General features: G+C 68.3%; 20 protein-coding genes and 1 tRNA gene. 8 read left to right on the forward strand and 13 right to left on the reverse strand.

Translation table 11 applies throughout. From position 1 onward, the window contains the following. Positions 1–2 precede the first annotated feature (2 nt). Positions 3–659, reverse strand: coding sequence for a GntR family transcriptional regulator (locus AC6LKG_RS04750; protein WP_498163101.1), 657 nt, complete (start codon positions 657–659; stop codon positions 3–5). Between the two features lie 247 nt (positions 660–906). Between AC6LKG_RS04750 and AC6LKG_RS04755 the strand changes: the two genes are divergently transcribed. From AC6LKG_RS04755 to AC6LKG_RS04780, 6 genes are all read left to right on the forward strand, one after another. Next, positions 907–1,881 (forward strand): Bug family tripartite tricarboxylate transporter substrate binding protein, encoded by a 975-nt coding sequence (locus AC6LKG_RS04755; RefSeq protein WP_498163103.1) that lies wholly within the window; start codon positions 907–909, stop codon positions 1,879–1,881. A 25-nt stretch (positions 1,882–1,906) separates the two neighbouring features. After that, positions 1,907–3,502: a gamma-glutamyltransferase gene (gene ggt / locus AC6LKG_RS04760; RefSeq protein ID WP_498163105.1), complete on the forward strand. Its 1,596-nt coding sequence runs from the start codon at positions 1,907–1,909 to the stop codon at positions 3,500–3,502. Between the two features lie 106 nt (positions 3,503–3,608). After that, on the forward strand, positions 3,609–4,949 hold the full coding sequence (locus tag AC6LKG_RS04765) for a trypsin-like peptidase domain-containing protein (protein WP_498163107.1): 1,341 nt from the start codon (positions 3,609–3,611) through the stop codon (positions 4,947–4,949). Positions 4,950–5,082: 133 nt separating this feature from the next. Then, a complete protein-coding gene (locus AC6LKG_RS04770; RefSeq protein WP_498163109.1) occupies positions 5,083–6,345 on the forward strand; it encodes an arsenic transporter in 1,263 nt (420 codons plus the stop codon). 387 nt (positions 6,346–6,732) lie between these two features. Beyond that, entirely contained in the window at positions 6,733–7,173 is a 441-nt protein-coding gene (locus AC6LKG_RS04775) for a hypothetical protein (RefSeq protein ID WP_498163111.1), read from the forward strand. Next, complete coding sequence (locus AC6LKG_RS04780) at positions 7,170–7,997, forward strand: DUF2145 domain-containing protein (protein WP_498163113.1); 828 nt, start codon at positions 7,170–7,172, stop codon at positions 7,995–7,997. The genes AC6LKG_RS04775 and AC6LKG_RS04780 overlap by 4 nt, the downstream gene beginning before the upstream one ends. Positions 7,998–8,045: 48 nt before the next feature. Here AC6LKG_RS04780 and AC6LKG_RS04785 read toward each other — a convergent pair whose 3' ends face one another. Together AC6LKG_RS04785 and AC6LKG_RS04790 are read right to left on the reverse strand one after the other, a co-directional pair. Further along, a complete protein-coding gene (locus AC6LKG_RS04785; RefSeq protein ID WP_498163114.1) occupies positions 8,046–8,573 on the reverse strand; it encodes a DedA family protein in 528 nt (175 codons plus the stop codon). A 47-nt stretch (positions 8,574–8,620) separates the two neighbouring features. Further along, positions 8,621–10,006: an aminotransferase-like domain-containing protein gene (locus AC6LKG_RS04790; protein ID WP_498163116.1), complete on the reverse strand. Its 1,386-nt coding sequence runs from the start codon at positions 10,004–10,006 to the stop codon at positions 8,621–8,623. A 321-nt stretch (positions 10,007–10,327) separates the two neighbouring features. Between AC6LKG_RS04790 and AC6LKG_RS04795 the strand changes: the two genes are divergently transcribed. Beyond that, complete coding sequence (locus tag AC6LKG_RS04795; RefSeq protein WP_498163118.1) at positions 10,328–11,278, forward strand: glycosyltransferase family 9 protein; 951 nt, start codon at positions 10,328–10,330, stop codon at positions 11,276–11,278. A gap of 21 nt (positions 11,279–11,299) precedes the next feature. Next, positions 11,300–12,412 carry a glycosyltransferase family 4 protein gene (locus AC6LKG_RS04800; protein ID WP_498163119.1) on the forward strand — a complete coding sequence of 371 codons (1,113 nt, stop codon included), beginning with the start codon at positions 11,300–11,302 and terminating at the stop codon, positions 12,410–12,412. Positions 12,413–12,614: 202 nt separating this feature from the next. On the opposite strand, the gene AC6LKG_RS04805 is transcribed toward AC6LKG_RS04800, so the two are convergent. From AC6LKG_RS04805 to AC6LKG_RS04850, 10 genes are all read right to left on the reverse strand, one after another. Further along, positions 12,615–12,947, reverse strand: a complete 333-nt coding sequence (locus AC6LKG_RS04805; protein WP_498163120.1) for a four-helix bundle copper-binding protein — start codon at positions 12,945–12,947, stop codon at positions 12,615–12,617. Positions 12,948–13,091: 144 nt separating this feature from the next. Further along, on the reverse strand, positions 13,092–13,265 hold the full coding sequence (locus AC6LKG_RS04810) for a cytochrome b (RefSeq protein ID WP_498163122.1): 174 nt from the start codon (positions 13,263–13,265) through the stop codon (positions 13,092–13,094). 454 nt (positions 13,266–13,719) lie between these two features. After that, on the reverse strand, positions 13,720–14,184 hold the full coding sequence (locus AC6LKG_RS04815) for a hypothetical protein (RefSeq protein ID WP_498163123.1): 465 nt from the start codon (positions 14,182–14,184) through the stop codon (positions 13,720–13,722). Positions 14,185–14,299: 115 nt separating this feature from the next. Continuing rightward, positions 14,300–14,376: transfer RNA gene (locus AC6LKG_RS04820), tRNA-Arg, on the reverse strand. 109 nt (positions 14,377–14,485) lie between these two features. Then, positions 14,486–15,070, reverse strand: coding sequence for a helix-turn-helix domain-containing protein (locus AC6LKG_RS04825; protein ID WP_498163125.1), 585 nt, complete (start codon positions 15,068–15,070; stop codon positions 14,486–14,488). Between the two features lie 12 nt (positions 15,071–15,082). Further along, positions 15,083–16,375 (reverse strand): NAD(P)/FAD-dependent oxidoreductase, encoded by a 1,293-nt coding sequence (locus tag AC6LKG_RS04830; RefSeq protein ID WP_498163126.1) that lies wholly within the window; start codon positions 16,373–16,375, stop codon positions 15,083–15,085. Positions 16,376–16,422: 47 nt separating this feature from the next. Then, the gene (locus tag AC6LKG_RS04835) at positions 16,423–17,112 is read right to left on the reverse strand and encodes an amino acid ABC transporter permease (RefSeq protein WP_498163128.1); all 690 of its coding nucleotides are present in this window, start codon (positions 17,110–17,112) and stop codon (positions 16,423–16,425) included. A gap of 2 nt (positions 17,113–17,114) precedes the next feature. Next, a complete protein-coding gene (locus AC6LKG_RS04840) occupies positions 17,115–17,807 on the reverse strand; it encodes an amino acid ABC transporter permease (RefSeq protein WP_498163130.1) in 693 nt (230 codons plus the stop codon). 37 nt (positions 17,808–17,844) lie between these two features. Next, complete coding sequence (locus AC6LKG_RS04845; RefSeq protein ID WP_498163132.1) at positions 17,845–18,636, reverse strand: ABC transporter substrate-binding protein; 792 nt, start codon at positions 18,634–18,636, stop codon at positions 17,845–17,847. Between the two features lie 163 nt (positions 18,637–18,799). Next, on the reverse strand, positions 18,800–19,555 hold the full coding sequence (locus AC6LKG_RS04850; RefSeq protein WP_498163134.1) for an amino acid ABC transporter ATP-binding protein: 756 nt from the start codon (positions 19,553–19,555) through the stop codon (positions 18,800–18,802). Positions 19,556–19,680 lie beyond the last annotated feature (125 nt).

Raw genomic sequence — 19,680 nt, forward strand, 5'->3', positions numbered from 1 at the left:
CCTCAGCGCGCCTGTTCCAGGAATGCCTGCAAGGCTGGCACGGTGTTGAGCACGTGCTGGCGCATGGCGGCTTCGCTTCGGTCCGGGTCGCCGGTGAGCAGCGCGTCGATCAGTTCCTGGTGCGATTCGCGCACCCGCAGCACGCGGCCGGGTTGGGCCGCCCACAGGCGCATGTAGGGCTCGACCACCGAATGCAATTCGGAAATCTGCCGCAGCAGCCGTGGCTGCTGGCAGAAGCTGCACAGGTATTCGTGGAAATCGCGATGGGCGCTGGTCCAGTCGAGGTAGTCGCCCAGGCCCTGCTCCAGTTGATCCAGCATGCCGGCCAGGCGGCGGATGTGCTCGGCGCCCATGTGGCGCACGGCATTGCGCACGGCCAGCCCTTCGAGCACGGAACGCATTTCGAAGACTTCGCGCATTTCCTGCTGGTTCAGGCCGCGCACCACGGCGCCGCGATTGGCGCGGATTTCGACCAGGCCTTCGGAAGCCAGGCGGCGCAGCGCGCCGCGCACCGGCATGCGGCTGGTGCCGATGTCGCTGGCGATGAGTTCGGGCACCAGGCGGTGGCCGGGCGGGTAGTTGCCCAGCCGGATCTCGCGCTGCAAATGCAGGTAAGCCTCTTCTTCGGCGCTGACGGCTGTCTTCTGATACTGCAGCATTCTCGTCCCCGGGGTTTCAAAGCCGCCATGATAGATAAACGCAAAAATAACACAAATTGGATCCAATGATCCATGGATGCAAACACCAATGGCCGTGCCGGCCATGCTCGCGTCAAATTCAAGACTGACGCGCCGGCCGTGCGCGTCGGCCGGCGCCGCAACGGGCAATAGACCCGCCCGGCGCCACCGCCTTCACGGCACAACGCCTCGACGCACCGCGTCGATACAACGCATTCAAGGGGAATCCATGCCTTTCCGCTTCATCCGCGCCCTGGCCGGCGCCGCCGCCCTGACCTTCGCCGCGCAAGCCGGCGCCCAGGCCACCGATTGGCCGCAACATCCGGTGCGCATCGTCGTGCCGTTCCAGGCCGGCTCGGCCACCGACCTGATCTCGCGCCAACTGGGCGCGGCCCTGTCGACCGAGTTGGGCCAACCGTTCGTGATCGAAGCCCGTCCCGGCGCAGCCGCCGCGATCGGCAGCGCCTCGGTGGCGCGTTCGGCGGCCGACGGCTATACGCTGCTGATGGGCGGCCCCGCCGCCATCGTCACCAACCGCTTCCTGCAAAAGCGCCTGGCCTATGACCCGGACGCCTTCGAACTGGTGTCGCTGGTGGCGTACACGCCCAACATCCTGCTGGCCAACCCGCAGCAGCCGTTCAAGACCTTGCCCGAGATGATCGCCTACGCCCGCGCCAATCCGGGCAAACTGACCTATGCCTCGTTCGGCACCGGCACCACCTCCCACATGGCGGGCGAGATGCTCAAGTCGGTGGCCGGCATCGACATCCTGCACGTGCCCTACAAGGGCGCCGGCGAAGCCATTCCGGCGCTGCTGAGCGGCCAGGTGTCGATGTACTTCGACACCATCATGACCGGCCTGCCGCAGGTCAAGAGCGGCACGCTGCTGGCGCTGGGCATGTCGAACTCGCAGCGCTCGGCGCTGGCGCCGGACATTCCCACCATCGCCGAGCAGGGCTACGCCGGCTACGACATCGCGCCCTGGTACGGGCTGGTGGCGCCGCAAGGCACGCCCGCGCCGATCCTGGACAAGCTCAACCGCGCCGTCAACAAGGTGCTTGCGGATCCCGCGTTGCGCGGTAAGCTGGCCGAAGCCGGCGCCGAACCGCGCGGCGGCAGCCGCGAGGAATTCGCCGCCTTCATCAAAACCGAGATTCCGCGCACCAAGCGCCTGATCGACCAGGCCGGCATCTCGCCGCAGTAATTTTCCAACGAGTCTGCACGCCACCATGTCCTCCCCCTTCGATTGGTCTTTTCCGTACGCTTCCCGAAAAATGCCGGTGCTGGCCGCCAACGCGGTCGCCACCAGCCAGCCGCTGGCGGCCCAGGCCGGGCTGCGCATGCTGCTGGCCGGCGGCAATGCCGTGGACAGCGCCATCGCCACCGCTATCGCACTGACCGTGGTCGAGCCCGTGATGAACGGCATCGGCGGCGATATGTTCGCGCTGGTGTGGCACGAAGGGCGGCTGCATGGCCTGAACTCCAGCGGCTGCGCGCCAGCGGCATGGACGCCGGAATACTTTGCCGGCCGCGACGCAATGCCGGGCACCGGCTGGGGCACGGTCACCGTGCCCGGCCAGGTGGCGGGCTGGAAGGCGCTGTCAGAACGTTTCGGCAAGCTGCCGTTCGCCAAACTGTTCGAACCGGCCATCGCCTATGCCGAGGAAGGCTTCGCGGTCAGCCCCACCATCGCCCGCCAATGGGCCACGCAGGCGCCCAAGCTGGCGCAGGAACCGGGCTTCGCCGAGGCCTTCCTGCCACAAGGCCGGGCGCCGCAGGCAGGCGAATGGTGGCGCTTTCCGGCGCAGGCGCGCACTTTGCGCGAGATCGCCGAAAGCGGCGGCGACAGCTTCTATCACGGCGCGCTGGCCGGCAGGATCGCCGACTTCGCGGCGCGCACCGGCGGCGCCCTGAGCGCGGCCGACCTGGCCGAGCACCGGCCCGAATGGGTGGCGCCGATCTCGCAATCGTTCCGCGATTATGAACTGCACGAGATCCCGCCCAACGGCCAGGGCATTTCGGCGCTGATGGCGCTGGGCATGCTGGAACGCTTCGACCTAGAGTCGATGGGCCGCGACAGCGCCGACTACTACCACGTCAGCATCGAGGCCATGAAGCTGGCCTTCGCCGACCTGCACCACCATGTGGCCGATCCGCGCCACATGCGCACCGATGCCCGCGCACTGCTCGATCCAGCCTACCTGGCCGAGCGCGCCAAGCTGATCTCGATGGACCGCGCCGCCGTGCCAGTGGCCGGCACGCCCGCCAGCGGCGGCACGGTCTACCTGACCACGGCCGACGCGGGCGGCACCATGGTGTCGTTCATCCAATCCAACTACCATGGCTTCGGTTCAGGCGTGGTGGTACCGGACACCGGCATCAGCCTGCACAACCGCGGCCTGAACTTCGTGCTGACGCCGGGCCACGCCAATCAGGTAGCGCCGCGCAAGAAGCCGATGCACACCATCATCCCGGCGTTTGTCACGCGCGGCGGCGAGCCCGTCATGGCGTTCGGCGTGATGGGCGGCTCGATGCAGGCGCAGGGCCATTTGCAAATGGTGACGCGCCTGGCGGCCTTCGGCCAGAACCCGCAGGCCATGAGCGACGCGCCGCGCTTCCGCGTGGAAAAGGGGCCGGTGGTCAATGTCGAATCGCACCTGCCCGCCGACGTGGTCGACACGCTGCGCCAGCGCGGCCACAACGTGGCGGTGGCGGCGGCCGACAGCCTGGAATTCGGTTCGGCGCAGTTGATCTGCCGCCTGCCGCAGGGCGGCTATGTCGCTGCGTCCGATTCGCGCCGCGACGGGCAGGCGGTCGGCTTCTAGGGCCTGTTCGCCCGGCGGCGGAACACGCCGCCGGAAAGGGGCTTGATCGGTCATATGGGCGACGCCGGGCGCGGCGATACTGCGGCGCAGAACCCCGAAGGCCCCTATGAACCGATTCTTGTCCGCCGTTGCGCTCGCCGCCACCCTGGCGACCCCACTCTTCCCGTGCGCCGGCGCGCGCGCCGCCCTGCCCATGGCGGTGGACGGCCAGGCCCTGCCGTCGCTGGCGCCGATGCTCGAACGCGTGACGCCGGCAGTGGTGAACATTTCCGCCCAGGGCGACGGCGGCCAGGCGGGCGGCTTCGGCCAGGCGCGCGGCGCCGGCCGCCAGAGCATCGGCTCGGGCGTGATCGTCGACGCGGCCCAGGGCAACATCCTGACCAATCACCATGTCGTGCGCGGCGCCACCTCCATCCGCGTGTCGCTGCAGGACGGCCGCAGCTTCACCGCCACCGTGGTCGGCAGCGATCCGGACACCGACCTGGCGGTGCTGCGCATTCCGGCCGACAGGTTGCAGGCCCTGACCCTGTCCGATTCCAGCGACCTGCGGGTGGGCGATTTCGTGGTCGCCATCGGCGACCCCTACGGCCTGGGCCAATCGGCCTCGTCTGGCATCGTGTCGGCACTGGAGCGGTCCAGCCTGCGAGCCGCCGGCTACCAGAACTTCATCCAGACCGACGCTTCCATCAACCCGGGCAATTCCGGCGGCGCGCTGGTCAACCTGAACGGCGAACTGGTCGGCATCAACACCATGATCTATACGCCGTCAGGCGGCAACGTGGGCATCGGTTTCGCGATCCCGTCGAACCTGGCGGGCGAAGTCATGCGCCAGTTGCTGCAACACGGCCAGGTGCAGCGCGGCGGCCTGGGGCTGGACACCATCGACATCACGCCGCGCAATGCGCGCCAACTGGGCGTGGCGCCGGACGCCAGCGGCGTGGTGGTGGCGCGGGTGGCGGATGGCTCGCCGGCGCAACAGGCCGGGGTGCAGGCGCGCGACCGGGTGCTGGCGCTGGACGGCAAGCCCATCGCCACCAGCGCCCAATTGCGCAACGCCGAGGGCTTGTTGCCGGTGGGCAAGCAGGTGCGGCTGACGCTGGCCCGCGGCGGCCAGCGCTCGGAGGTGACGCTACGCATCGAACCCGAGAAGAACGAACGGCTGCATGGCGGCTCGCTGGACGCGCGCCTGAACGGTGTGGAATTCACCGAGATCGGCCGCGAGCAGCGACTGAAGGGCAACGATGGCGTGGCGGTCAGCGCCACCTACCCCGAGCGCGGGCTGGTGGCGGCGCGGATGCGGCGCGGCGACATCGTCATCGGCGTCAACCGGCGCCCGGTCAGCCGGCTGGCCGACTTGCGCGGCCTGCTGGGCGGCGCGGCGCCGGGCCAGCCGCTGCTGCTGACGCTGGTGCGCGGCCAGGCGATGTACACCTTGCAGATCCAGTAGGGGCGCCGGCTGGCGCCTCCCTGCCTGCGGGAACGCGGGCCGCGCGGCCGACCGGACGGCTCACCCAGCCGGGCAGCCGGAGCGCCGAACCGGCGATAATGCTTTCCGCCCTGGATTCTCGTCGCCGCCGCTCATGCCCGTTCCCGCCTCTTCCCTCGCCCTCTGGACTATTTCCGCCGTGGCGATCGTCGGCATCCTGCTGCGCCCCTGGCGCGTGCCCGAGTACGCGTGGGCCGGCGGCGCCGCCCTGCTGCTGACGGCTGCCGGGCTGATCCCCTGGCAGGCAGCGCTGGGCGCGGTCGGCAAGGGGTTGGATGTCTACCTGTTCCTGATCGGCATGATGGTGCTGGCCGAGCTGGCGCGCCAGCAGGGGCTGTTCGACTGGCTGGCGATGGTGGCGGCGCGCCATGCGCGCGGGTCGGCGGGGCGGCTGTTCGACCTGGTGTTCCTGGTGGGAATCCTGGTCACCGTGTTCCTGTCGAATGACGCCACCGCCGTGGTGCTGACGCCGGCGGTGTACGCCGCGGCACGCGCCGCCGGCGCGCGGCCGCTGCCCTATCTGTTCATCTGCGCCTTCATCGCCAACGCCGCCAGCTTCGTGCTGCCGATCTCCAATCCCGCCAACCTGGTGGTGTACGGCAGCCAGATGCCGCCGCTGCTGGACTGGCTGCAACGCTTCACGCTGCCGTCGCTGGCGGCCATCGGCCTGACCTACCTGGCCCTGCGCTTCAGCCAGCGCGAGGCGCTGCGCCAGCCGTTGCGCACCGACATCGTGCCGCAACCGCTGGCCGCGGGCGCGCGCCTGACCGGCATCGGCATCCTGCTGACCGCGCTGGTGCTGATGCTGGCCTCGGCCCTGCACGCCGACCTGGGCCTGCCGACCTTCATCGCCGGCCTGGCCACCGCCGGGCTGATCCACCTGAAGCAGCGGCTCAGCCCGCTGCCGGTGCTGCGCCACGTGGCCTGGGGCGTGCTGCCGATGGTGGCGGGCCTGTTCGTGCTGGTCGAGGGCCTGGCGCTGAGCGGCGCCATCGACGCCCTGGCGCGGGCGTTGCTACGACTGGCGAGCGACTCGGCAGGCGGCGCGCTGTGGGGCGCCGGCATCGTGGCGGCGCTGGCCAGCAATCTCATCAACAACCTGCCGGCCGGACTGATCGCCGGCTCGGTCGGCCAGATCGCCGACCTGCCGGCGCAGACCGCCGGTGCGCTGCTGATCGGCGTGGATCTGGGCCCCAATCTGTCGATCACCGGTTCGCTGGCCACGCTGCTGTGGCTGATCGCCGTGCGGCGCGAGGGCCAGCACGTCGGCGCGTTGCGCTTTCTCAAGCTGGGCGCCTGGGTGATGCCGCCGGCGCTGCTGGGCGCGTTGTTGATGCTGGCGCTGGCCGGCACGTAGGCGGATCGGGGCAAAGGCGCCGATCCGACACAGCGGATTCAATTGGCCCCAGCGACGTGCGAAGCAGGAACTGCAGGCGGTGCTGCGGCCGTTCTGGCTCGCGCAACCGCGGCGGCACCGGCCTGGGACTGGCGATCGCGCGGGTGGCGAGGCGGGAGAGGTGCAAGTACCGCTGCGGCCCGGCGCCTTAGGCCGTCAACGCCGACGCCTCGCTTCGGCTTTCATAAATTCAGATTGAACGCCGCGCTCTGAATATCGGACTTATCTAATTTACCGTGCCCGCCTCCCAAAATATGCTTGTCGGAGTTTTCCATAAATGCGCCCACTCCCAGGCAAGTTCCAAGAGGCTCCATGCATTCCATTCCGTTATCCCGCCTCGGCGCCCCCATGTTGGGACTCGCCCTGCTGATGGGCGCCACCGTGGCGCACTCGCAATCCGTCGGCTCCCAAAACGCTTCGCAGAACTTGTCTCTGGGCACGGTATCCATCCTGGCTTCGCCCGCGGCAAGTGTCGTCGGCAGCGCCGACGGCGACGCAAGCCTGGGAGCCGCGCTTGCCGCCACGGGCACCTCATTTGTCGTGACCGGCATCGCGCAGCTTTCGGCCGACACCACGGAGATCATCCTTGATGCCGCCAACGGCGCCGCCAAGCTATCGGTACATGTCGCCACCTCCGCGATGCGCGGCCTGGCCATCTCGACGGGCACCGCCGTGCAGGCAGTAGCGGCCTCGACCGGCGCCGTGCTGCTGGCTTCGGGCAAAGTCCTGGCATTCATCCCCAATACACTGGGCCAGGCCTTGCTGCATCATGAACGGGTGCCCGGATGAACAATATCCCCGCCTCCCGTATCCGCCGGGTGTTGTGCGCCGTTGCCGCCTGCGGCGCGCTCTGCGGCATGCCGACCACGCCGGCCTTGGCCGGTCAGGGTTGCGCCGACACCGCCCTCAACGCCAGCACCCTGATCACCGCCATGGATACCGCGCAACGTATATCCGCCATTCTGGACAAGCTTCCGGTAAACGTCGTGGTGTTGGGACGGATGGGCCAGGATCTGTCCGAGTATCACCTACGCTATAGCCATGCCGGCTTCGCCTACCGCGACCAAGCCGGCGCACCATGGCGCATCGCCCACCTGCTCAATGAATGCGGCACAGCGCAATCCGACCTCTGGTATGAGGGATTGGCAAACTTCTTCCTGGACGATCTGTTCAAGTTTGACACGCTATTGCTCATTCCTCCGAAGCCGATCGCCGATGCCTTGCTCATGCGAATCCACCAACCGCAGGCCCTGCGATCCCTGTTCGATCCGCGCTACAACATGATTGCGTTTCCATTTTCCACGCGTTATCAGAACTCCAATGCCTGGGTGCTGGAAACCCTCGCCGGCGTACACGCCAAGGACGCCGCCATCCGTACTCGAGAGCAGGCTCAGGCATGGCTGAAACTGAAGGGTTATCAACCTTCGGAACTGCAGATCGGTGCTTTGACACGCCTGGGCGGGCGCATGTTCAAGGCAAACGTCGCCTTTGACGATCATCCTGACGACCTGCGGTACGCGGGCCGTATCAAGGCCGTGACGGTCGATTCGCTGCAGGATTTCCTGGCACGCGAGGAAGGCTGGGAAGTGCGGGAAGTGCCCGCCCCGCATTGAAGCGGGCTCGCGGGCGACGTCTCGGCCCCCGCCGCCGGCGGGCCGTGTTCACAGCAATGCGCGCGTGCCCCACCACCCAGGCAGCAGCAGCGCCGCCGCCCACAGGAAGGCCGAGGCCCAGTTGGCGATCTGGAATGCCGCGACACGCATGCCGCAGATGCCGGCGATCATCGGCACGGTGGCGCGCAGCGGACCGAAAAAGCGGCACAGCACGATACTGAGAGCGCCCCATTTCTGGATGAACAGGGTGCTGCGATGCAGGAGCCGCGGGCGCGTGCGCAGCGGCTTCGATCGCATCAGGCCGGGCCCGAAGCGCACGCCGCAGGCGAATTGCACCCAGTCGCCCAGCGCCGCGCCGATGGCAATGGCCAGCCACACCGGCACGAACGCGCTGTCTCCCAACCCCAGGATGGCGCCGATCGACAGCAGCAACGCCGTGCCGGGGATCACCAGCGCCACCAAGGGCAGCGACTTCAGGAAGGCAAATGCGAAGCCCAGCGGCGCCAGCCAGGCGGCGTGGGCGCGGGCGAATCCCACCAGGGTGTCCTGCAGGGAGTGGAAAGTCTCGAACAGCATGAAGCGTCACGGTGGGGCGGGCACAGCCGCCATATTACGGCCTGGGCTCAGACGATCACGTCGCGCAAGCCGTGCGGACGCCGCCGCACCAGGCCGGCCAAGCGCTCCAGCGCCTGCGCCAGGGCCTGGCGTTCGGGAATGCTGCCGAGCGAGATGCGGATGGCGTTGGGCGCGCCCAGGCCCTGGTGGAAAACCTCCGACGAGGTGACGCTCAGCCCCTCGTCGCGCGCCACCCGTTCCAGGTCGGCCGCGGTCCAGCCATCGGACAGCGGCTGCCACAGATGAATGCCCGCCGCCGCGGCCGGGAACGGTCCGGGCAGCAACTGGCGCGCCAACTGCTGGCGCGCCAGGGCTTCGGCGCGTACGCCGTCCAGGATCTGGCGCGCCGCGCCGCTGGCGATCCAGTGCGTGGTCAGCATGCCCATCAGCGGCGCGGCCATCACGGCGAACGAACGCATCGCCGCCAGCACGTTGCGCCGACTGTCCTGGTCGGGGCCCAGCACGAACGCGGTGCGCAGCCCGGGGGTCAGCGTCTTGGCCAGCGTGGCGATATGGAACACCGAGGCCGGCGCCAGGCTGGCCAGCGCCGGCGGCGCGTCGTCAAGGAACAGCGAATAGGGATCGTCTTCGATGATGCGCACGCCGCAGGCCGCAGCCGAGCGCACCAGATCATGGCGGCGCGCCGCGCTCATGGTGTGGGCGGTGGGATTCTGCAGCGTGGGGTTCAGGTAGACCAGCCGGCCGCCGTCGCGGCAGGCGCGTTCCAGCCCCGCGGGCGTCATGCCATCGGCGTCGGCCTCGGCCACCAGCAGGCGGCGGCCCAGTTGCCGGGCGGCGGTCAGCAGGCCCGGATACACCAGGGGTTCGGCGATGATGCCGTCGCCTGGCCGGCTATAGGCCAGCATCACCGCGGCCAGCGCGGCCTGCGCGCCGGGACAGACCAGCACGCGCTCGGGGTCGACCCGACCGACCGACTGCGCCAGCCACTGCGCGCCGGCCTCGCGTTCGGCCAAGCCACCGCCAGCCTGGTGATAGGTCATCATCACGCCGACTTCATGCCTTTCCATGACCTTGGCCAGGCCGCGCCGCAGCAGGTCCTGCAGATCGCAACCCAATGGCAGCGGCGGCATGTTCATACCCAGGTCCAGCATCTGCTGCAGTGGCTGCTCGGCCGGACGCGCGATGAAGGTGCCCTGCGGCCCACGCGCCTCGATCAGGCCGCGCTGGCCGGCCTCGGCGTAGGCGCGCGTCACGGTGGTCAGGTCCACCCCCAGGTGCTGCGCCAGGCGCCGCTGCGGCGGCAGGCGGTCGCCCGGCTGCATGCGGTTGGCGGCCACGGCGCTCGCGATGAAATCGGCGATCTGGCGGTAGCGGGGACCCGCGCCACGCACGAAAGTCAAGGGCCAGGACGCATATACGTCGTCGTTATGCATGGATTCTATTGCGCCGGGAACGCCGCAATGCGTGGACAAGAATTCAATCGATGAGTATGGCAACAAACGCCGCCTGAGTCCATACATCGAGAATCTTGTACGGCCCTGTTCCAGGCCGTGCCGAGGCCGCCGCACGGGGCGTCGGGGCGGCCCTTCCCGCATCGCCAGCGCCCGCCTGCCCTAGATGGCAGGGCCGAGTGTGTAAATCCTTTAAGCCGCACCGGCCCAATCTTCACATTCTTTCAATCTATCGAAAAAGAATTTTCCGCGCTCTCCCGTAGATTGCGTGGCCATTCCCCAGGCCCGCACAGGAGAGGTCGCGTGTCGGACATTGTCGTCTACGTCAGAAGCCAGCCCCAGTTGGGCGACCAGATCGTCGCCTTCGCCACCTTGTACCAGCTCAAGGCCTGGTGGCCCACGAAGCGGATCAAGGTTGTCGCGCGCGACGACGTCGGCCCGATCTACCACGCCCTGCCCTGGGTCGACGAATTCCAGCGCGTGCGTACGCTGCTCGACTACACGCGCAGCCTGAGCGCCAGGACGCAGATGTCGGTGAACCTGCATCACAGCAGCGAGCGCTTCGGCCTGATCAATCTGCTGCGCCTGCCGGCCGTTCGCCTGGGTTTTCGCAACGCGCGCTTGAGCGACGTGGTCTGGACCCACTGCCACCGCAAGGACGAAGCCGAATACATCGGCCTGGCCAACTTGCGTCTGCTGGCCGCCTACCGGCCCCTGGGTGCCGAAGACAGCGCGCGCCGCTGCTTCGCCGAACTGGCCCGCGCGCATCGGCGGGTCGATGGCCGCGCCGACGTGGTGTTTCTTCCCGGCGGCGGCGCCGGACCATTCAAGCGCTGGAGCGTGGCGAACTACCTGCGCCTGGCCGACCGCCTCAAGACGCTGCTGGGCCACGATACCCGCTACACCTTCGCCCTGGGCCGGCAGGAAGCGCGCGAGCACGCCGAGCTGACGGCCCTGCGGCGCGCCGACATCCAGGTTGCCTATTGCCGGCCGCTGGCCGAGCTGAGCGCGATCATGCTGGGCGCGCGCCTGGTGGTCGCCAACGATTGCGGCCCGTCGCACGTGGCGCAGGCCACCGGCGTGCCGTATGTCGGCATCTTCAACCAGCCCAACCCCGAATGGTTCTGGCGCCGGCGCCATGCCGTTGCCGTAGTGCCGCGCCAACCGCGCGATGGCATCAATGCCATCGCCCCGGACCAGGTCCTGCAAGCCTGTGTGCGCGCGCTGGCGGGGACGCCGCGCGCCGCCGCCTAAGTTCCCACCCTCACCTGCATCATGCGCATCCTGCACACCCTTGGCGAAAGAAACCTGGGCGGACTCGAATTCCGCACCCTGGAACAGGCCCACTGGCTGACCCGCCACGGCCATGACACCGCCATCGCCGCGCCGCCCGGCAGCGCGATCAGTCTGGCGGCGCGCCAGCGCGGCATCGCCACCGTGGACATCGACTTCGACTCGCCCTACTCGCCCGCCACGCTCTGGCGGCTGCGCCGCGCCGTGCGCCGCCTGCACATCGACGTGATCGACAGCCACGGCCGCGCCGACGGCAAGACCGGCGCCCTGTGCCGCGACCTGTGCGCCGTGGTGCGCACGCGGCATTTCGCCAAACCCATGCCCACCAGCGCGCGCCGCCGCCTGGAGTGGAAGCTGGGCTGCGACCACGTGATCGCCACCAGCGATGCCGGCCGCAAGGCCCTGCTGCACGCCCGCCTGGCCCGCGCGGATGGCATCAGCGTGGTGGGCGAATGGGCGGACGACGCCTTCTTCCACGCCGGCGACAAACCCGCCGCGCGCCAGCGCGTGCGGCGCGAACTGGGCCTGGCCCCGGACGCGTATGTGGTCGCCACCATCGGCATGCTGCGCCCCGAGAAGCGCCAATCCGACCTGCTGCGCGTGGTGCAGCGGCTGCGCCGCCAGGCCGTGCCGGCCAGCGCACTGGTGGTGGGCACGGCGACGGCCGACACCCGGGCTTACGCCGCCGAACTGCGCGCCCAGGCCGTTCAGCTCGGCATCTGCGCACATGTAGTCTTCGCGGGCCATCGCGACGACGTAGCCGACATGCTCCATGCCGCCGATGTATTGCTGGTGCCTTCGGCCACCGAGGCCTGGTCGCGCGTGGTGCCGGAGTCTTTCGCGTCGGGTTGCCCGGTGGTGGCCAGCCAGGTCGGCGGTTTGCCCGAGATCGTCACACCGGGCGCCACCGGCTGGCTGGCCCAACCCGGCGACATCGACGGCTTCGCCGAGCGCATCCAGGCAATCCGCGCCGATCCGGCGGCTGCCGCAGCGGTGGTGGCGCGAGCCCGAGGCTATGCACAAGCCAACTTCCGCCTGGCGAGCCAGATGGAACGGACCCTGGCCGCCTATCGCCGCGCGCTGGCGCCGGCCTGAGCGCTGGCGCGCGGCGGCGTACTTGGCGCCGGGATAGCGATGGCGCTCTTGCTCTTAGTGGCGGGCACGCCATTTGCTGCCTGGCTTTCGCCACAGCGGCGTCCCGTCATCCGATCAAGCGTGGCCAACCGGCCAATGCGCCGCTGTGGCATCCACCGTCATGTCAGCGCGCGGGTCGCGTCGGCAGCAAGCGAGGCAGACATCACCCCGCCATACGTTCGCACGCCTGCGCGCATGCCTGGCAGACTTGCGCGCAATCCTGCATGCCATCGATGCGCTCGCAACTGGCCGCGCAATCCCGGCACAGCGCGGCGCAAGCCCGGCATACCTGGGCATGGTTCTGCGCGCCCAGCAGCATGGTGTGCGCCGAGGCACGACATATCTCGGCGCAGGCCATCATGCCGCGAAAATGGGCCGGCGCGACATGCTCGCCGCCCGTCTCCAGGCAGTGCCCCATTGCTTCCCGCAGGCAGGTGCGATAGCAGTTCAGGCAGGCATCGATACATTCCTGCATGTCTTTGGAAACAGTATTCATGAGGTAGCTCCTTGCATAGGTCCGTATGGAACCCGCAAGGCAGCAACCGCCGTTCCCGCTTCCGCCAGGGCTGTGGGGCACAAGGCCCACGCGACCCGATGGCAGGATATACATACAGCGGCAATATTTACGCCGGGGGAACGGTCAGCGCCGGCCCGGCAACCTGCGCGCCGGCGTATTGTCGCGGCCGATGTAATGGTGGAAAAGCGCCGCCGCGGCATGCTGGCCCACCAGGAAATGGCCCGCGGTGGCCAGCGTTTCGTGCAGTTCCTCGACCTGGCGGCCGAGCGCCTCGGCCGCCAGCTCCAACGAAGGCACGCGCCCAGGCCGGACAGCGCGATGTACCTGCCGGCGACGCCGAGGGCCACCCAGCCCAGGATCGGCCTCGCGATCATGAACGCTTACCGGCCGGCCGCGCGGCAAACGCACCCGCCATGAAAGAGCGCTCACCGGGAGCGCACTCCATCCACTGTCAGCAATTGCCCTTCTTCGCCTGGCCCGGCGGACAGAACCCGCCGCCGCCACCGCCGCGATGAGGATCGATCACCACCGCGCCATCCGGCGTGTACACGGCGCATCCCGTCAGCAGGCAAGCCAACAGGGCAAGGCTACAGAGAATTTTCATCATTCAATAAACCAAGTCAGAGATGGGCGCAGTGTATTGCCGATCCATGCAACCGGGCTCCAGCAGTCGTTACTGCCTGTATGGCGGCGTGGCGGGAGCGGATCGTCCTGGCCCCCCCAAGGCCTGGAAGGCCCGCGTTAACACGGCTCAGGGCATGGGGAAGCTTGCCGCGCGTGCCTGCCGGGTCTGCGCGATCAACGCTTCCAGACGCTGTAAGCGGGCTCGCATGGCATCCACGTCGGGCGCAGGCTTGAGCATTGTCCGCATCATCAACGCCGCAAATACCGAGGCACTGCCGGCCAGCGCGAGCATAAAAATGCGAACGAACAATGCCAGCCAATAAGCGCCCTCGGTGGCGCCCACTCGGCGGCAATCTATCGAGGACATGCGCGCACATTCAACGACGGCCCCCTGCGCGACCATTTGGCACACCGAAACGAGCAGCCAGAGCGAAGCGCCGCCGCCCAATAGCAAAGCCAGCGCCAGCAGGTAGCGCATGGTTCGCCGGCTCCGTTGGCTGGCGTGAAGCAGGTCGTTCAATTCGCGCGTCAGCCGCGCATGTCTGCGCTCGAGTTCCGCCAGTTCCTGCGGCGATGAGTCTGGAGTGGTCACTGGAATCACCGGGTGAATTGACAGATGGTCCCGAAGTGGCGACTACCGTGGACCGGGATGGTGCCGTGGGCGCCAGCCACAAATCCGCGCAATCGTTTGATTCCACAAGCTATCCTGGCGCGGCAGGAGGGGATCGAACCCCCGACCTCAGGCTTAGAAGGCCCGTGCTCTATCCAACTGAGCTACTGCCGCGCGGTGTGTGGCTGCCCGGATCGGAGCCGGGCGGCGCATTTTACCCTGTTGCGGCGCGGCCGTGGCCCCGTCGGCGCGGCCGGCCCGGTTTATCGGGCGAAGGCGCGCCCTACGTCTCGCCCAGGTCGGCGTGGGTCGACACCCACAGCACCAGCGCGTCCTGCTTGCTCAGGCTGATCACCCGGTGGCCCATGCGGCTGTCGATATAGAAGCTTTCGCCCGCTTTCAGGCGCGCCGGCTCGTAGAACTCGGTGTACAGCTCGACCTCGCCCTCCAGCACGTAGACGAATTCCTCCCCGCCATGGCGGCTCCAGTCCTGGAACTCGTCGAAGGAACGGGCCTTGATGCGGGTGTGGAACGGCATCATGCGCTTGTGCGACAGCGCGGTGCAGAGCAGGCGGTGGTCGTAATACGGGGTTTCGTACTGGCGTCCCTCGCCCTGGCGGCTGAGGCTGCGGCGGCCGGTGCCCATATGGGCGTCAGAGGCGGTGAACAGCTCGGCCACGTCCAGGTCCAGGCCCGCGGCGATCTTGATCAGGTTGTCATAGGTGGGCGAGAGCAGGCCGTTCTCGATTTTCGAGAGCGTGGACGCGGATACGCCGGTGGCCTGCGCCGCCTGCTTGAGCGTCCAATCGCGCGCCTGGCGCAGGGCTCGCAGCCTTTGTGCCAACACGCTCTGTTTGTTGCCTTGCATCTGTACACCCTGTCATGCCCGCGACTGCCGCTCCCGCCACCAATCGCGCGCCTGGTAAGACCAATATGTGAGTTGAACCGCCGCCGTGCCCAGCGCCCCGCCGTTCCAGGCCAGCCCGAACGGCTCGAACAGCCGGTAGCGCTGGCTGTCGCCGCTGATCCCCTCGGCCACGACGCGCCCGCCGATGGCGGTGGTGTTCATGCCATGACCGCCGAAGGCCGTGCAATACCAGACATCGGGCGCCAGCCTGCCGATCTGCGGCATCAGGTGCCGCGCATAGGCCATGCGTCCGGACCACGCGGTCTCGACGCGCAGGCCCTGCAACTGGGGGTAGACACTGAGCAATTCGCGGCGCAGGGACTCGGCCAGGTCGGGCGGGTCGTCGACACGGGTGGTGATTCTACTGCCCCAGCCGATGCGCCCGCCATCGAGCACCCGGTAGTAGTTGCCGGCGCGGCGGTCGTCGCCGATGGCGGCGGGGGTGCGGATGGCATCGCGCACCCGCTCACCCAGCGGCTCGGTCAGCATGATGTAGGTGGCGATGGGCAGCATGGCGCGGCGCAGCGCCGGCACCACGTCGCCGGTGTAGCCGCCGGTGGCCAGCACCACGGTGCGGGCGTCGACCTGCCCGGTGGCGGTCCGCAGTTGCCGCGACGGCCCCTCGAAGCGGGCCTCGCTGACGGGCGAATCCTCGTGGATGCGTACCCCCAGCCGCGCGCATTCGCGGGCCAGGGCGCGGGCGTAGTTGAGCGGATGGAAGTGAAATGAAGAGCGGTCCTCGATTCCCTGGAAATAGGCGTCCGACAGCAGCCGTTCGCGCACTTCGGCGCGGTCCAGCAGGCGCACATCGCGGCCGAAATCGCGCCGCTGGTCCTCGCAATGGCGCCGCAGCGCCTCGCTGGCCTCGTAGCGCACCACCCGCAGGCGGCCGTCGACCTTGTGGGCGTCGGCGATGCGCAGATCGCGGATGTTGTCGCGGATGATCTCCACCCCTTCCATCGACAGCCGATAGAGCTGGCGATAGTGGTCTTCGTCGACGTGCCTGCGGATGGCGTCGGCGCCCGCGGAGAATGCCGGCGACACCGAGCCGCCGTTGCGGCCCGAGGCGCCCCAGGCGATGCGGCGCCCTTCCAGCAGCGTCACCGCACGGCCGCGCCGGGCCAGCTCCAGCGCGGTCGACAGGCCGGCCAGCCCGCCGCCCACGACGCAGACATCGGTCTCGGCCGCGCCGGCCAGCGGCGGGTAGTAGGTCCGCGCATCGCCCAGCGTGCGCTTGTAGTAGGTATCGATGTATTCGGTGGCCATGGTCGTGGTTCGGGGCCCGTGCGGGACTTTCGTCGGTGTTGGCGGGCCTAGTTCAGCCCGGCGCCCTGCAATCCCCCCGCCAGGCGTTTCTCCAGCCAGGAAGCCAGGCGCAGCAGCGGATAGCAGTACAGGAAGTAGATGACGGCGATCATGCTGTAGATGAACAGCGATTTGGCCGGGAAGGTGATGATGAAGACCTCGCCCTGGCGCGTCAGCTCGGTGATGCCGACCACCGACAGGATGGCGGTGCTCTTGATCAGCATGACGTAGACGCCGCTCATGGGCTGCACGATCAGGCGCATGGCCTGCGGCAGTATCACCAGCCGCAGGATCTGCAAGGGCCGCAGGCCCAGCGTCATGGCGCCCTCGGTCTGGCCGCGCGGCACGGCGCGGATGGCGCCGCTGACGATCTCGGCCACGTAGCAGGACGTGTAGACCGACAGCGACACGAACGCCGCCGTGCCCGAGTCCCAGTGCAGCAGCTCGATGCCGGTGCTGGGCAGCACGAAGTAGAAGATATAGAGCTGCACCAGGAACGGCGTGCCGCGCAGCACGTGGATGTACAGCCCCAGCAACTGGTGCAGGCCGCGGATGCGATAGCTGCGGATCACGCCGATCACGAAGCCCAGCAGCGAGCCGGCGATGATCGCCAGGAACGAGATCTTCAGCGTCTCCCAGAAGCCCTTGAGCAGGAACGGCAGCACCACGCCGGCGGTGGACAGGTAGGAATCCAGCATGCTTACCTCGCGTTCCAGGCCGGGCCGGCCAGCCACAGGCTCACGCCGCGCGACAGCATCAGCATCACGGCGTAGATCAGCAGATAGCCGGCGGCAATGGTCAGGAAGCTCTCCGTGGGCACGATGCGGTCGCTGTTCATCTGCACGCCTGCCGCCACCAGTTCGAACACGGTGATCAGCGACAGCAGCGAGGTGTCCTTGATCAGCACGGCGGTCTGCCCCAGCAGCGGCGGCAGCGTATTGGCGAAGGCCTGCGGCAGCACCACGTAGCGCAGCCGCTGGCGGTAGTTCATGCCGCAGGCCTTGGCGCCCTCGATCTGGCCACGCGGCACCGACTCGATGCCGACGCGGATGATCTCGCTCATGTAGGCGGCGTGGTGCAGCGTCATCGCCATGATGCCCAGCAGCATTTCGCTCCAGCCCTTGGCGCCGGGCACCAGCATCGGCACCGCGTAATACACCAGGTAGATCTGCACCAGCAGCGGGGTCGAGCGGATGAACTGCACGTAGCCCGCCACCGGCCGCCAGACCGCGGCGCGCGGCGACATGCGCGCCAGCGCCAGCGGCACGCCGGCCAGCACCGACAGCACCAGGCTGGCGCCGGCCGCGATCAGGGTGTTGGCCAGCCCGGTGGCGAACTGGCCGGTGTACTGGCTGACGATGCGCCAGTTGTAGTAGTCGATCAGCCAGTCCATGCGGGTCCTGTCGGTCAGTGGTGGGCAACGCGCGCGATCAGTGGTCTTTCTTCCAGTCGGTCGAATACCAGTACTTGATCTGTTCCGGCAGCGTGTTGTCGGCGGTCTTGAGCGTCTGCCAGTTGTCGAGCCAGAACTTCAGGCGGAAGGCATTGGGGCCGACGGCGAAGGCCAGCGGCTCGCGCACCATGACGCCATCCAGCACCCGCAGGTTGCCGAAGTCCACCAGGAACTGGTTGGCGGTGGACAGCGACATGATGCCGGCGTCCAGGCGGCCGCTGGACAGGGCCTGGCCGACCGGGGCGCTGCCGCCGGAGAATTCCTTGAGGGTGGCCTTGGGCAGCATTTTCTTGCCGACTTCGGCATAGGTGCTGGCGCCCAGCGCGCCCACCGTCACGCCGTCCTTGTTCAGTTCCGCGTACGACTTGTAGGGCGAGTCCTTGGGCACCACGGCCACCGTGTCGGCGTAGAACATGGGCGCCGAGAACAGCACCTGGGCGGCGCGCTGCGGCGTCGGCGTCATGTCGGCGGCCACCATGTCGGCCTTGCCGGACAGCAGCGCCGGGATCAGGCCCTTCCATTCGTAGTCCTGCAGCACCAGCTTGACGCCCAGGTCGTCGGCCATGCGCTTGGCCACTTCGACCGCCAGGCCGGTGCGCTTGCCGCTCTTGTCCATGAAGCTCATCAGCGGGCCGGAGGTCTGCACCGCTACCCGCAGTTCGCCCCGCTTGATGATGTCCGACAATTCGTCGGCCCGCGCCGGCTGCGCGATCGCGGCCACGGCCAGGACGGTGCCGGCGGCTGCCAGCCATTGTTTGATTTTCCGCATTTGCTTCCCCTTCAGGATGGATGACGTGTGTCGTTCCGGGCGTACACCTGGCGCCGGCGGCGCCCGGTCAGGCCAGGCCGGCCCTGCTTGCTGTTTGCTACGGTGCTGCGGGTGCTGCGTACTGCGATTGCGGCCAGCCGGCGGCCGCGAGCCGTGCTTCGCGCTACAGGATCTTGTCCAGGAAGGCGCGTGTGCGTGCCTCTTTCGGCTGGCCGAAGACCTCGGCCGGGGTGCCGGACTCGACGACACGGCCGGCGTCCATGAACAGGGCGCGGTCGCCCACGTCGCGGGCAAAGCCCATCTCGTGCGTCACCACCGCCATGGTCATGCCGTCGCGCGCCAGTGCGCGCATCAATTCCAGGATGCCGCCGACGGTTTCCGGATCGAGCGCCGAGGTGGCTTCGTCGAACAGCATCAGCTTCGGGTCCAGCGCCAGGGCGCGGGCAATCGCCACGCGCTGCTGCTGGCCGCCGGACAACTGGCTGGGATAGCGCGGGCCGAAGTCGGCCATGCCGACCCGGTCCAGCAGTTCGCGCGCATAGCTCTCGGCCCGGGCCCGGTCGCGGCCCCGCACCACGCGCTGCGGCAACACCACGTTGTCGAGCGCGGTGCGATGCTGGAACAGGTTGAAGTGCTGGAACACCATGCCGACGTCGGTGCGCCAGCGGTTCAGGTCGGTGTCCGGATCGGTCAGCGAGACGCCATCGACGCGGATGGTGCCGGTGTCGATGCGCTCCAGGCCATTGAGAGTGCGCAGGAAGGTGCTCTTGCCCGAGCCCGACGGCCCCACCACCACCAGCACCTCGCCGCGATCCAGGCGGCAGTCGATGCCGGCCAACGCCAGATGGCCGGGCTGGCCTTCGCGCTGGTAGGTCTTGGTGACCGACTCGACTATCAGCAGGGGTTCTGACACGCGCATCGCCTTCAAAAAGGTTTCGCATTTCGCGCTGGAGTTTCGTATAGTAAATTTATTTCCAGAATCGCCACTTAGGCATAACCCTTAAGCGAAGGCTCCGCCTTCGCCGGCCTCTCCAAGGAACCGGT

This window comes from Achromobacter sp. 46006 (genome assembly GCF_059761975.1).

Excerpts from the sequence above, each read along its gene's own strand:
- AC6LKG_RS04755 (WP_498163103.1), top strand. The coding sequence starts at position 907 with ATGCCTTTCCGCTTCATCCGCGCCCTGGCCGGCGCCGCCGCCCTGACC.
- AC6LKG_RS04785 (WP_498163114.1), bottom strand. The coding sequence starts at position 8,573 with ATGCTGTTCGAGACTTTCCACTCCCTGCAGGACACCCTGGTGGGATTC.
- AC6LKG_RS04805 (WP_498163120.1), bottom strand. The coding sequence starts at position 12,947 with ATGAATACTGTTTCCAAAGACATGCAGGAATGTATCGATGCCTGCCTG.
- AC6LKG_RS04775 (WP_498163111.1), top strand. The coding sequence starts at position 6,733 with ATGTTGGGACTCGCCCTGCTGATGGGCGCCACCGTGGCGCACTCGCAA.
- AC6LKG_RS04770 (WP_498163109.1), top strand. The coding sequence starts at position 5,083 with ATGCCCGTTCCCGCCTCTTCCCTCGCCCTCTGGACTATTTCCGCCGTG.
- AC6LKG_RS04790 (WP_498163116.1), bottom strand. The coding sequence starts at position 10,006 with ATGCATAACGACGACGTATATGCGTCCTGGCCCTTGACTTTCGTGCGT.
- AC6LKG_RS04765 (WP_498163107.1), top strand. The coding sequence starts at position 3,609 with ATGAACCGATTCTTGTCCGCCGTTGCGCTCGCCGCCACCCTGGCGACC.
- ggt (WP_498163105.1), top strand. The coding sequence starts at position 1,907 with ATGTCCTCCCCCTTCGATTGGTCTTTTCCGTACGCTTCCCGAAAAATG.
- AC6LKG_RS04800 (WP_498163119.1), top strand. The coding sequence starts at position 11,300 with ATGCGCATCCTGCACACCCTTGGCGAAAGAAACCTGGGCGGACTCGAA.
- AC6LKG_RS04830 (WP_498163126.1), bottom strand. The coding sequence starts at position 16,375 with ATGGCCACCGAATACATCGATACCTACTACAAGCGCACGCTGGGCGAT.
- AC6LKG_RS04850 (WP_498163134.1), bottom strand. The coding sequence starts at position 19,555 with ATGCGCGTGTCAGAACCCCTGCTGATAGTCGAGTCGGTCACCAAGACC.
- AC6LKG_RS04845 (WP_498163132.1), bottom strand. The coding sequence starts at position 18,636 with ATGCGGAAAATCAAACAATGGCTGGCAGCCGCCGGCACCGTCCTGGCC.
- AC6LKG_RS04780 (WP_498163113.1), top strand. The coding sequence starts at position 7,170 with ATGAACAATATCCCCGCCTCCCGTATCCGCCGGGTGTTGTGCGCCGTT.
- AC6LKG_RS04825 (WP_498163125.1), bottom strand. The coding sequence starts at position 15,070 with ATGCAAGGCAACAAACAGAGCGTGTTGGCACAAAGGCTGCGAGCCCTG.
- AC6LKG_RS04750 (WP_498163101.1), bottom strand. The coding sequence starts at position 659 with ATGCTGCAGTATCAGAAGACAGCCGTCAGCGCCGAAGAAGAGGCTTAC.
- AC6LKG_RS04835 (WP_498163128.1), bottom strand. The coding sequence starts at position 17,112 with ATGCTGGATTCCTACCTGTCCACCGCCGGCGTGGTGCTGCCGTTCCTG.
- AC6LKG_RS04840 (WP_498163130.1), bottom strand. The coding sequence starts at position 17,807 with ATGGACTGGCTGATCGACTACTACAACTGGCGCATCGTCAGCCAGTAC.